Source organism: Alsobacter sp. R-9, from assembly GCF_054612375.1.
Window position 1 is genome coordinate 41,139 of record NZ_JBTSWJ010000017.1, and the last position, 12,280, is coordinate 53,418.

Genomic DNA, 12,280 nt, shown 5'->3' on the forward strand with positions numbered 1-12,280 from the left:
AGGCTCCTCATGGCCCAGTCGCAGAACGCGAAATCCGCCGCCGTGGACGCGGCCGCCCCGGATGCATCGGAGAGGCCCGAGCGGGCGAGCCTGCGGAAGCTCGCGACCCTCGCGGAAGAGTTCGCCGGCCAGAACTACAGGCCGTCGATCCCCCATGCCGTCCTGGGCGGCGCGGTGGCGATGGCCGAGGCGGCCGGCATCCTGGTCTCCGGCCTGCTCGTCCACTGGATCTGGACCGGGAACGCCCTTCCCCAGCCCTGGGACGCAGGGATCATCGCCGCGGCATCGCTCGCGGCGGTCGTCGCGTTCCAGGCGCTCGGCATCTACGACCTGCCGAGCCTGCGGGCGCCGCTGGCTCAGAGCATCCGGCTGTTCGCGGCGTGGTCGGCGATCTTCGTCGCCGGGCTCGGGACGGCCCTGTTCGCCGGCCTCGCCGACCAGGCCTCCCTCATGTGGTTCGCCAGCTGGTACCTTGCCGCCGGTCTCGTCATCGTCCTGCTGCGTGTCACGTCCGCCGCCTACATCCGCCGCCTCGTGCGCGCGGGGCGCCTCGACCGCCGCACGGCCATCGTCGGCGGCGGGCCGGCGGCCGCGGAGCTTCTGCGCGCGCTCGATGCCGAGACCGATTCAGAGGTTCGCGTCTGCGGCATCTTCGATGACCGCGACGAATCCCGTTCGCCGGACATGGTCGGCGGCTACCCGAAGCTCGGCACGACGGACGATCTCGTCGACTTCGTGCGCAGGACCCATCTCGACCTCGTCATCTTCACACTGCCGATCACGGCCGAGGAGCGCATCCTCGAGGTGCTCAAGAAACTGTGGGTGCTGCCGGTCGACATCCGGCTCGCCGCGCACCAGAGCAAGCTGCGGCTGCGCCCGCGAAGCTACTCCTACATCGGCTCCGTCCCCGTCCTGCCGGTCTCGGACCGGCCGATCGCCGACTGGGACGTCGTCACCAAGTGGCTGTTCGACAAGATCGTCGGCACGCTGGCGCTGATCGCCGCCTCGCCGATCATGCTGCTCACGGCGCTGGCGGTGAAGCTCGATTCCAAGGGCCCCGTCTTCTTCAAACAGGTCCGCTACGGCTTCAACAACGAGAAGATCGAAGTCTACAAGTTCCGGTCGATGTACACGGAGATGACCGACCACCACGCCAAGAAGCAGGTCACCCGCGACGACCCCCGTGTCACCCGGGTCGGCCGGATCATCCGCAAGACCTCCCTCGACGAGTTGCCGCAGCTGATCAACGTCGTCTTCAAGGGCAACCTGTCCCTCGTCGGCCCGCGTCCGCACGCCGTGAACGCCAGCGCCGCGAACCGCCGCTACGACGACGCCGTCGACGGCTACTTCGCCCGCCACCGGGTGAAGCCCGGCATCACCGGCTGGGCGCAGATCCACGGCTGGCGCGGCGAGACCGACACGGTCGAGAAAATCCAGAAGCGCGTCGAGCACGACCTCTACTACATCGAGAACTGGTCGGTGCTGCTGGACCTGTACATCCTCGCGGTGACGCCCTTCGCCCTGACCAAGACGGAAAACGCCTATTGACGGACGCCGCGCTCGCCTCCCCGTCGCCACGGGCGCGATCGCTCGTCCCCGCGCACGGGCTGCAGCGGGCGCTGCTGTTCGCGCTGACGGGCTCGAGCTTCGTCGCCTTCATCGAGCCCTCCCCCTACGAGGGGATGTTCGTTCTCTGCGCCCTCGCCTTCATGGCGACGGGCCTGCGCATGGTGCGCGAAGCGGTGCTCATCGTCGCTCTGCTGATGGCCTACAACGTCGGCGGCCTGTTCTCCCTGCTGCCGTTCTTCGACGAACAGAAGTCCGTGATGTTCGTCGCCATCTCCTTCTATCTCAGCGTCACGGCCGTGTTCTTCGTGCTGATCATGCAGGAGGATACGGCGGGGCGACTGCGCGCTCTGGAACTCGGCAGTATCGTGGCGGCGGTGCTGGCGTCGATCACCGCCATCATCGGCTTCTTCGACATTGCCGGCCTCGGGCCGATGCTGACCCGCTACGAGGGTTCGCGCGCCACCGGCACGTTCAAGGACCCGAACGTGCTGGGGCCGTTCCTGGTGCTGCCGGCGATCTTCCTCGTCAACCGCCTGCTGACGGGCACCACGCGCCGGTTCCTGCTGGCGATGTCCGTGCTGGGTCTCGTCGCGGTGGGCCTGCTGCTCACGTTCTCGCGCGGCGCGTGGGGCGTTTTCGCCGCAGCGGTGCTGCTGACGGTCGGGCTCAACTTCCTCGTCTCCCGCACGCACCGGCTGCGGGTGCGCATCGTCTTCTTCACCGGGCTCGGGCTGGCGGCCATGGCGGTCGCGGTCACCATCGCGCTGTCCTTCGAGAAGGTGAGCGAGATGCTGGAGACCCGGGCGTCGCTGGTGCAGTCGTACGACACGGGCGAGACCGGTCGCTTCGGGCTGCAGAAGCGGTCGATCCCCCTGCTGCTGGAGGAGCCGAACGGTTTCGGACCCCTGCAGTTCTCGCGCGTCATGGGGCACGACCCCCACAACGTGTACATCAATGGCTTCGCGTCATACGGTTGGCTCGGCGGCTTCGCGTACCTGGCGCTCATCGCCGCGACGTTGTTCGTGGGGTGGCGTGGCGTGTTCCAGAAGACGCCCTGGCAGCCATGGTTCATTCCCGTCTGGGCGAGCCTGTTCCCGCAGATCGTGCAGGGACTGCAGATCGACAGCGACCACTGGCGCCATTTCTGGTTGATGTTCGGTCTGACGTGGGGCCTCGCCATCGCCAACGAGCGATGGCTGCGGCGCAGGTCTCAGGCCGCGGCGCGGATCCCGGCGGCACGCGCGCCGGCATAGACCGCCTCGATCCGGTCGAGATGCCGGTCGAGCGTCAGCGGATCGGCCCAGTATCGCGCATAGGCGGCCTGCCCCATCGCCCGGGCGACCGCGTCGTCACGCAGCCGTGACAGGGCGTCGGCGAGGGCATCGACCGAGCCTCCCTGGACATGCAGGCCACTCTCCCCGTCGACCACGGACTCGCGGCCGGCGCAGATGTCGCTGACGATGACGGGCGTGCCCATGGCCAGCGCCTCAAGCACCGTGAGCGGCTGGCCTTCGTACCAGACCGACGGGAAGACGAGTGCCCGTGCCTTCCGCATGGCCTCGCGCACCGCCTCGCCGGATTGCCAGCCGAGGAAACGCGCCTCGGGATAGGCCCCGCGCAGCGCCGGGCCATCCTGGCCGTCGCCGACGACGACCGCCGTGACGCCCACCCGCCGGGCCGCCTCGAGGAAGAGCGGCGCCCCCTTCTCGGGAGAGAGCCTGCCGACGAAGAGGAACTCCCCCACCGCGGAATCCGGGTCGCGGGGACCCGGATCGGAGACCGGCACCGGGTTGTCGACATGGTGCCAGCGCAGGCCTTTCGGCAGGAGCGGCTCGGCCACGCTGCGCTGCAGGTGGCTGATCGTGATGACGTCGCCGAAGGCGTCGTGAAGACCGCTGAGACGATCGATCACCCCCTGCCGCACCACCCGGTAGGCCTTGTGGACGTAGGAGCGCGAGTCGCAGTTGTGGGTGATGCAGGCGAGCGACATCGGCGTGCGCCGGCAGGCGGCGTTGCGCGGGAAGTCGAAGAACCCGCCGTTCGGACAGACGAGAAAGAACTCGTGCAGCGTGATGACGGCCGGAAGCCGGCTGCGGGTGATCACGGGGCCGATCGCCGGCGACAGCGCCTTGGCGAAGCCGTGCACGTGCACGACCGTGGAGGCGGGATCGCACGTGGCCAGAAGCGCAGCGAGCCGTGCGGCGGCCGTCCGGTTCCACATTGCCTGCAGGGAATAGGCCAATGTCGAGGTCGCGGTGTGGGCGTCGGGCTGCCCGGTGAGCACGACGGAGACGCCCGCATCGGCGAGCGAGGGATCGGCTGGCGCGACGGCGGCGAAGAGCGTGACACGGTGCCCGCGCCGGGCGAGGCCGGCTGCGCTGTCGATGGCCACCTTGGCCTGGCCGCCGTTGACGTGCGCGTGGTCGACGACGACCACGACGTGCAGGGGACGGGATGCGTTCAAAGGGCCTCCGCGCGCTCGGGCGTGAGCCGGCCGGCCAGCACGTCGGCGCAACCGATCAGGTTGCCGCGCAGACGTCCCCGGCGGTCGATGTGGGGTTCCGGAGCCAGGGCCCCGAGAAGGTTTCGGAGGACGTTGCGGCCGATGAGCGACAGCCCGAAGACCGGCGGCATCGTGCCCTTGCGCATCAGGTACGCGACGTTCGAGACCTGCGAGTAGCCGAGCTTGGTCCCCGGGACGCGTCCGCGCTTCAGGCCGAGATGGACGCCCCGCAGGGCCGGGGACCTGACGATCCTGCCGCGTCGGCCAATCCGGCTGCCGAAGTCGGTGTCCTCCTGCCAGCCATACAGGACGAGGCGCTCGTCGAAGCGCTCCTGCCCGACCGCCTCCATCCGGAACATCATGTTGCAGCCATACGGTCGGGCATTGGCCACGGGCTCGCCAGGCGCATGGGTCCCCGCGGAAGCGGCCTCGACCAGGTTCACGCCTTCGTCCCACGGGATGCCGGGGCCGTGGATGCCATCCGCAAGGACGCTGCCCGTCACGCCGGCGACCGTGGGATCGGCGTCGAGAAGGGCCGCACCCTTCTCCAGCCAGTCGCCCGCCGGGACGAAGTCGTCGTCGAAGAAGGCGACGTGGCGGCACCGCCCCGCCAATGCGTCGAGGCCGCGGTTGCGCTGGGCGCTGGAGCCCGCCCGATCGTGCAGGATCGCATCGACGAGCGGCGACGGGACAGCCGGGAGGTCGGCCGGGTCGGTCGCGACGACGGCGATGCAGGCCGGCGGCAGCGTCTGAGCCAGAAGGCGCAGGATCAGAGCACCGGCAACGTCCGGCCGCCCCTTGGTCGCGATCACGACGCCGACGGTCGCTGGAGGAACGTGGGTCATGCGGGCCGGCGTCCCAGCCGTTCGAGGAGAAGGCGGCGCGTCCCGGCGACGTCTCCGGCAAGGGCCACGGCCGCGTAGAGTGCCGCACCGAGGGGCACGGCGAGCAGCAACGTCGGCAGCGGCGAAAGCGCGCCCCGCCACCAGCCGAGAGCGGCGACCATGAGCATGACGCCCAACGAGACCACGGCGAGATCCCTCCAGGGCACCGCGCGGCGCAGCACCGGCAGCGTCATGACCGCGGTGACCGCGAGCGCGACCAGCAGGCCGCCGACCTGCGCCAGCACGAAGCGATCCGGCCCGAGACCGGCCGGCAGCACTGCCGCAAGGAGCAGGTTCGCCGCGAGCGCGGCGGCCGCGGCGGCGACGGCCGGCGCCGTACGCTTGTCGATCTGGAAGACGCCGTTCAGGGCGCTCGTGATCGCGGCCTGCGCGACCACTGCCGGCAGCAGCAGCGTCGAATAGGCGATGAACGCATCGCGGAAGGCCGGCGGCACCAGCGTGCCGGCAACGGCCGGCAGGACGAGCCAGAACCCGGCCGCCGCCGGCAGGAGCACGGCGAGCACGATGACGACGTTGCGGCCGAGCTGCTCGACGGCTGCGGCACGCCCGTGACGCTCCTCCGCCCGGACGGCCATCTGGAACAGGATGAACTCGAACGAGGCTCCGAGCGCGAAGAAGATCCGGCTCAGCGTGTCGTAGGCGAGCGAAAATTGACCATTTTCCTCAAAGCCGTAGACGGCGGCGATGAGAGATCGATTCAGGAACGGTATGGCTTGGTAGACGACGAGCGAGAGGATCAGGGGGATGCTGTAGCCGAGGCACGCCCGCAGGAGGTCCGGGTCGATGCGCGTCTCCCGCAGCGGACCGTCGGCCAGTGCCCCGCGGACGGCGGCAACGCCGATGCAGGCGGCCACGATGGACGCCGCCATCACGGCGCCGGCATCCGACCAGAGTTGCGCGGCGGCGAGCATCAGCAGGAAGCCGCCCACAGTCCGGATCAGGACGAGCCGTACGTACAGCCGATCGAGGAAGCGCGCGCGCGCCAGCGTGCAGGCGAAGTCGAAGAGCCCCTGCATGAGACCCGCCAGGATGCCGAGGCCGACCAGAGTGCCGGTCAGCCCGCCGACAGACGGGAGAAGGGCCACCGCGACCGCGGCGACGACCGCCAGCGAGGCGAGGATCGCGAGCACCCGGTCGAGAGTGGCGCGGACAGCCGGCTTCTCGGTCCGGACGGTCTCGGAGTAGAAGCGTGCTGCGGAGAAGCCGAGCCAGTAGAAGAAGACGGCGTTGACCAGCACGGCCACAGCGCCGGCCATGGCGTAGCGCCCGAACTCCGCCGGCCCCAGCAGGCCCGCCACGGCGAGGCCCAGGACGAAGTTGAACCCCGCATTGGCAAGGAAGGTGAGCGTGAACACCATTCCGTGCAGCTAGCACGGCGGCCGGCAACAATTCGTTACGCGAGGTTCGCCGCGACGAGAGCGACGTCGCCGAAGCCTTTGAAGTTCCACATCTTGCAACAAGGGCGGCCGGCCCAGGGACCGACCGCCGAAACGTCGGGAAGGCGTCGGCTCAGCCGACCTTGAGCAGTTCGACGTCGAAGACGAGCGTCGCGTTCGGCGGGATCACGCCGCCGGCGCCGCGCGCGCCATAGCCGAGTTCCGGCGGGATCACGAGCTGGCGGCGGCCGCCGACCTTCATCGACATCACGCCCTCGTCCCAGCCCTTGATCACCTGACCGCGGCCGATCGTGAACGTGAGGGGCTCGTTGCGGTCGCGGGAGGAATCGAACTTCTTCCCGTCCTGCAGGGTGCCCGTGTAGTGCACCGTGACGCGCTGGCCGGGCTGCGGCGACGGGCCGGTGCCCACGACGAGGTCGGTATAGGTCAGGCCGGAAGGAGTGGTCATCTTGGTCTGGGCCCAGGCTCGGGTGGAGAGGACGGCGAGCGCGGGAAGGCCTAGAAGGGCCAGAGCGCCGCGGCGGTTGGTGGACGGCATCGGGATGTCTCCGGATCAGTCGATCGGCGACGTGTCTAGACGACGACGCGCCCGACGGGAAGCGCGGCCGGCCGTCAGGGGGCGGGATGCCACTCCCGGTAGGCGGCCTTCTTCAGGCGTTTCACCGTGGCGCAGCGCGCCAGGATCGGTTCCGTGAACTCGGCCAGCAGGCGCCCTTCCCGGCTGTCCGACGGATAGTGGACGCCCAGCACCTCGCGGTTGCGGGCGACGCGCACCGCAAGAGCCTCCAGCGGGTCGGCGGCGACGGCGGGCATCACCTGCTTCAGCACGAGAGCGAGCAGCTTCGACTCCGTTGCGTGGCCGCTCGGATAGGCGGCGTGGCCGGGCGGATCGAGCGGCGGCATGAGCGCAGGACTCAGGTAGGAGGGCCGCGGACGTTGCGCCTTGTACTTGTAGTGCATTACCTGGAACTCGGCGATGCGCATCGTCACCCAGCACAGCCGGAACGTGGCGGGATGCGAGGACTGCGAGAAGGTCAGCAGGCCCCGGAAATAGTCCATGTATGACGGGGCCTGCCCGAAGGCCTCGCCCATCACTCCTGCCCGGTACTCCATCAGGTGGTGGAGCTCGTCCAGTTCCTTCTTGAGGTCGACGCCCGTCGGGTAGGCCGTCATCGCGAACTGGTTCCAGCGCTTCCCGTTGGCACTGGCTCGGACGAACTCTCCGAGCGCGACGGTGGACAGATGGTTCGTCGACCACGCGGACAGGGGAAAGTCGACTCCATCCCGCGTCGCGAAGGTGGCGTCGAGCGGCGGCCAGGGGTGTCCCTTCCACCACGGGTCGTCCTGCGTCGACGCGGGGTCGCGCACCGGGTCGGGCGAGATCCCGACGGGACGCACGAGGCTCACCTCCGCGCCCGGCCCGCCTCCTCCGGCAAGGCCGGATAGTCCCGAGAGCCCTGAGAGTCCGGATAGGCCCGAAAGACCGGACAGCCCAGAGAGCCCCGATAGTCCGGAGAGCCCCGAAAGGCCGGACAGTCCCGATGCCGCACCGATACGCCCCGCCATGACTTGCCTCCCGCGCCGCTCTTGGTTGCCGGCGCCAAGTGTTTCATCATGAGTTGCCGTCGATCAAGGCGAGGCCCGGGAGACCGGGCGCATGGAGAACGGATCCTTGATGCGCTCCTTCGTCGTGCTGCAGGCCGAGGCCGATCTCCTGCGCCTCTACGAGACCGCACCGCTTGCCGACATCTATGGCGCTTTCGTCGCCCGGCTGGGCGGAACGCTTCGCCAGCCGGTCATGCAACCGGTTGCAGCGCCCTCGCGCAGCGCCGTCCTGCCGCCGGGCACGCCGGATCCGGACCAGCCGCGGCGCGACGAGGCCCTTCAGGGCCGGAGGGGGCCGCCGCTGAATGCGGCCCGGGCGAGCTGGGAGCGACGCCGCCCGTTCGTGAGCCGGCTGGTGCTCGCGCTCGACACGGACGCCGCGACGCTGGCGCAGCTGCAGGATGCCGCCGCGGCCGGACGGGGCGGCCTCGTGAGCGCGGGCGTGGACGTGCCCGTCCAGGCGGCGCGACCGCTCGTCGCAGGTGTCTCCGACGAGCCGTTCTCGGTCCGCACGATGGCGCATGCCCGGATCGGGGCGGCGGCGCTCTCCGACCCCACGCGTCCCGGCGGCGCGCTCACCGGGCGCACGGTCAACGTCGCGCTGTTCGACCACGGGCTCGACGCGACCCGCCTGCCGCACTTCGGGGGCGGCTGGGCCCGACCGCCCCGGCTGCCGGGAACGACGGAGGGCGGGCACGGCATGGACATGGCACGCAACGTCATGGCTCTCGCTCCCGACGCGACGCTGCACGATTTTGCGGTGCTTCCCGACAGGCTCCTCGCCATCCAGGGCTTCGCCAGCGACATTGCCGATGCCTACGCGGCGCTGCTGGCTGAGATCGACGCGGGTCGCACGCGCGGAAGGCCGCAGCCCTGGGTTGCCCTCAACGCCTGGGCCGTCTTCCGGCGCGCATGGGACCCGGGGACCGGCCTCGACGATCCGCTGCATCCGCTCAGCCTGCTGATCGACGAGGCGGCGAGCCGTGGCGCCGACCTCATCTTCGCCGCCGGCAACTGCGGCCAGTTCTGCCCCGATCCGCGATGCGGACCGCTGGACCGGGGTCCCGGGGCGAGCATCCTGGGATCGAACGGGCATCCGAAGGTTCTCACCGTGGCTTCGGTCCGGGCCGACGGGCTGTGGATCGGCTCGTCCTCGCAAGGGCCCGGGCTGCACACCGGAGCGGCCGAGAAACCCGACATCAGCGCTCCGAGCGCGTTCCGCGAGGACGACGACGGCGCGCGGCTGAACACGGGAACGTCCACTGCCGCGGCGGTCGCCGCGGGAGCACTGGCCGCCCTGCGGCAGGGCTGGCCCGCAGTGCCACCCGCCGACCTCAAGCAGGCCCTGATGGAGACGGCGTCGCCACCCGCCGACGGGAGCACCGGGTGGTCTGCCCGCACGGGACACGGCGTCATCGACCTCGCCGCCGTCCGGACCCGCCTCGCCGCCCTGCCCTGAGCCTCACTCCGGGACGCCGGCGATCCGCAGGGCCTGCGCCAGGCGGTCGCCGATCGCGAAGGCGCCGCTCGGGTGGCGTTCGCGATAGGCCGAGACCGTCAGGTCGGGCTGAAGCGTGAGCAGGTCGCGCGCGGCCTGCCGCGCCTCGTCGACCCGCCCCGCGAGGCTGAGCGCGATGGTCAGTGCGCGGAAGGTGGAGCTGTGCGTCCGGTTGGCCCGGATCGACCGGCGCGCGAGTGCGACCGCCCGCTCGTAGTCCTGCGCGGAGACGGCGGCCGACGCCGCCAGCGCATCATAGTACCAGCGCCGTGGATCGAGCGGCGACAGCAGGAGAGCCCGCTCGGCGGAGTTGAGTGCCGGCTCGCCTTCCCCGCGAAACGTGTGGAGCGTGCTCTTCAGCAGCCACGCGAGCGCGTCGTTGGGACCGGCCTCGACGGCGAGTTCGAACCGGCTCTCGGCGATGTCGAAGCGGCGCAGGTAGTGCGTGTTGACGTGGCCGTCGACCGCGAGGGCCAGCGAACAGTCGGGCTCGGCGTCGAGTGCCCGCGCGGCATGGTCGGCCGCCAGGCGCGCATCGCGGGCCAGGTCGGACGACCAGCCCTGGCTCGTGCGCAGCACCGACAGCATCGCGAGCCACGCATGCGGCGCAGCGCGGCGGGGAGCCCGGGCCGCGAGGGCTTCCAGCATCTCGCGGGCGAGTTCGAACTTGGGCAGCGACAGCTGGTGCATGAGCGCGATCGCACCGATCAGCAGCGTCGAATCCTCCAGCGTGGCGATGCTGCCGGCCCGCGCATGACGCACCTCGGTCTGCGCGACGGTGGTCGCGACCCGCGCGGCGACCGCGTCCACGATGCCGTCGGGCTGGAGGACGTCCTCCACGCCGACGACCTGCGAGTCCGCCCACAGGACCTCGCCGGTGCGCGTGTCCGTGAACTCGATCGCGATGCGCAGCCTGGCCCCCAGCACATGGCAGCGCCCCGACAGCACGTAGTTGGCGTGAAGCAGTTCGCGGATTCGACCCGGCGCCAGCGCGCGGGACCGCAGCGCGCCCGTCGACAGCCGCGAGATCACCGTCAGTTCGCCGCTGCGGGCGAGCGATACGATGATCTCGTCCGCTAGCACGTCACCGAGCCCGGCGAGGCCCGCGTCGCCGCCCGTGGTCTCGAACGGCACGACGGCCACCGCCGGCCAAAGAGGCGGGGGACCGGAGCGGCCCATGGCCTGCGTCGCCTGCTCCAGCCGGTAGGCCCGCACGGCCTCCCCTCCCCCGACGGCGCCGAGGTCCTCGATATCGGCGTCGACGTCGGCGAAAAGCCCCGCACGGGCGTCCTCCGAGGCCAGCACGGTCCCCGGGGGCGCGACCTGCGCCAGGAGGCCCGCCCTCTCCTCTCCCCCGTCTCCTCCCGGCACGTCGAGCCCCGCGGCGAGGCCACCCTGCCCTCCGACGAGCGAAAGCGCCGCAGCGGCGGCCGCGCGGAGGTCGGGAAAGGCCCACAGCGTGCCACCGCCCGACGTGTGGACGATCCGCGCGCCGAGGCGGGCGGCGGCCTCCGCCGCCTGTCCGGCCCCGTGGCCGTCCCGGCTCAGCGCCACGAGGGCCGCGCTGGACGTGCCGGCCGCCCTCAAGGTCGCCTCGATGGCGGGGGCGGACGGTCGCGGCGGCGCCTGCTCCCCGCGCCGCAGGCCCGTGGCGAGAGCCAGCGTCTCGGGATCGGGCTCGACCTTCAGCTGCGACCGCAGAAGGCCGGCGATGACCTCCACCTGCCGCAGCGCCTCGGCCCGGCGCCCACTGGCCGCCAGCGCCCGGATGACGAGGCGATGGGCGTCCTCCCGCAGCGGATCCAGTTCGACCGCCCGACGGCCGGCAGCCAGCGCCCTGTCGAGATCGTTCGCCGCCAGCCTTTCGCTGCCGCGTGCCACGAGGGAGTCCAGCAGGCGCGTCTCGAGACGCGCCTTCTCGTCGCGGGCCCAGTCCGACCAGCCCGGTTCGCGGATCACGACATCCGTGAGGAAGCCGCCGTAGAGACGCATGGCCTCCTCGACGGCATCGGCACCGCCATCCGCGAGGCACGCCTCGAACCGGGCCGCATCGCAGGCGACTGCTCCCGGCGCCAGGCCGACCTGTCGCAGGTCGGCCACGAGCACGTCGGGGCCGAGTGCGGTGCGCAGGCGGGCGATGGCCTGTCGCAGGTTCTGCTGCGCCTGCAACTCGAAGTGGGATCCCCACAGGAGGGACGCCAGGGCCTCCCGGGGACGAGATCCGCCGCCCATCGCGAGGGCCGCCATCAGGCCGCACAGCTTTCCTCGCCCGAGATCCACCGCGCCGCGGGGACCGACGAGCTCGAATGGACCCAGCACGCGCAGGTGGTACCGCGCCCCGGACCGGTCGCCGCTGCCGCCCGCTTCCCAGAACTCCGACATTCCTGCCCCGGCCGAGGTCCTTGCAACCCAGACTAGCGAAGCCGCCGCCGCGGGGCCAGCACGCGATGTCACGCACTTTTCACGCCGCGCCGCGGTCTTCCGTCACGCCGACGTTCGCTAGATGGGGTCTGGTGACCTCGACGACGCAACACCGACATCGAGGGAGCGAGACATGATCGCGACCGAGCTGCGAGCCTCCCATTCCGCGCGCCACGCCGGCGCTGCCGGTCCCGGCCCTGCGCGGCCCATCGCCCGGCGGCTGCCGGAACGCCGTTCCGACGTCACGCCCCGCCCCGTGCCCTCTCCGGCCAAGCCCCCCGAGGGGGGCCAGCCCGGGTCCGGCGGGCCGACGCCCCTGCCGGGTGACGACGCCCGCATCCGCAGGCTCTGGCGGATGGTCGTGCTCTAGCCGCCCCCCTCC

10 protein-coding genes are annotated in these 12,280 nt (G+C 71.2%); 4 read left to right on the plus strand and 6 right to left on the minus strand.

Annotated features, from left to right (window positions below):
• Positions 1-9: 9 nt before the first annotated feature.
• Together ACX9GQ_RS21995 and ACX9GQ_RS22000 are read left to right on the plus strand one after the other, a co-directional pair.
• Positions 10-1,548, plus strand: a complete 1,539-nt coding sequence (locus ACX9GQ_RS21995) for an undecaprenyl-phosphate glucose phosphotransferase (RefSeq protein WP_459631748.1) — start codon at positions 10-12, stop codon at positions 1,546-1,548.
• On the plus strand, positions 1,545-2,822 hold the full coding sequence (locus ACX9GQ_RS22000; protein WP_459631749.1) for an O-antigen ligase family protein: 1,278 nt from the start codon (positions 1,545-1,547) through the stop codon (positions 2,820-2,822). Before ACX9GQ_RS21995 ends, ACX9GQ_RS22000 begins: the two co-directional genes overlap by 4 nt.
• Here ACX9GQ_RS22000 and ACX9GQ_RS22005 read toward each other — a convergent pair.
• From ACX9GQ_RS22005 to ACX9GQ_RS22025, 5 genes are all read right to left on the minus strand, one after another.
• The gene (locus tag ACX9GQ_RS22005; protein ID WP_459631750.1) at positions 2,780-4,033 is read right to left on the minus strand and encodes a glycosyltransferase family 4 protein; all 1,254 of its coding nucleotides are present in this window, start codon (positions 4,031-4,033) and stop codon (positions 2,780-2,782) included. The genes ACX9GQ_RS22000 and ACX9GQ_RS22005 overlap by 43 nt on opposite strands.
• Positions 4,030-4,917 carry a glycosyltransferase family 2 protein gene (locus tag ACX9GQ_RS22010; protein WP_459631751.1) on the minus strand — a complete coding sequence of 296 codons (888 nt, stop codon included), beginning with the start codon at positions 4,915-4,917 and terminating at the stop codon, positions 4,030-4,032. The genes ACX9GQ_RS22005 and ACX9GQ_RS22010 overlap by 4 nt, the downstream gene beginning before the upstream one ends.
• Positions 4,914-6,335: a lipopolysaccharide biosynthesis protein gene (locus ACX9GQ_RS22015; RefSeq protein WP_459631752.1), complete on the minus strand. Its 1,422-nt coding sequence runs from the start codon at positions 6,333-6,335 to the stop codon at positions 4,914-4,916. The genes ACX9GQ_RS22010 and ACX9GQ_RS22015 overlap by 4 nt, the downstream gene beginning before the upstream one ends.
• 151 nt (positions 6,336-6,486) lie before the next feature.
• Positions 6,487-6,912, minus strand: coding sequence for an FKBP-type peptidyl-prolyl cis-trans isomerase (locus tag ACX9GQ_RS22020; RefSeq protein WP_459631753.1), 426 nt, complete (start codon positions 6,910-6,912; stop codon positions 6,487-6,489).
• A gap of 74 nt (positions 6,913-6,986) precedes the next feature.
• Positions 6,987-7,772 (minus strand): phosphatase PAP2 family protein, encoded by a 786-nt coding sequence (locus ACX9GQ_RS22025; RefSeq protein WP_459631754.1) that lies wholly within the window; start codon positions 7,770-7,772, stop codon positions 6,987-6,989.
• A gap of 259 nt (positions 7,773-8,031) precedes the next feature.
• On the opposite strand from ACX9GQ_RS22025, the gene ACX9GQ_RS22030 reads away from it, so the two are divergent.
• Complete coding sequence (locus tag ACX9GQ_RS22030) at positions 8,032-9,438, plus strand: S8 family serine peptidase (RefSeq protein ID WP_459631755.1); 1,407 nt, start codon at positions 8,032-8,034, stop codon at positions 9,436-9,438.
• Positions 9,439-9,441: 3 nt separating this feature from the next.
• Here ACX9GQ_RS22030 and ACX9GQ_RS22035 read toward each other — a convergent pair whose 3' ends face one another.
• The gene (locus ACX9GQ_RS22035) at positions 9,442-11,859 is read right to left on the minus strand and encodes a BTAD domain-containing putative transcriptional regulator (RefSeq protein ID WP_459631756.1); all 2,418 of its coding nucleotides are present in this window, start codon (positions 11,857-11,859) and stop codon (positions 9,442-9,444) included.
• A gap of 172 nt (positions 11,860-12,031) precedes the next feature.
• Between ACX9GQ_RS22035 and ACX9GQ_RS22040 the strand changes: the two genes are divergently transcribed.
• Positions 12,032-12,268 (plus strand): hypothetical protein, encoded by a 237-nt coding sequence (locus ACX9GQ_RS22040; RefSeq protein ID WP_459631757.1) that lies wholly within the window; start codon positions 12,032-12,034, stop codon positions 12,266-12,268.
• Positions 12,269-12,280: the final 12 nt, after the last annotated feature.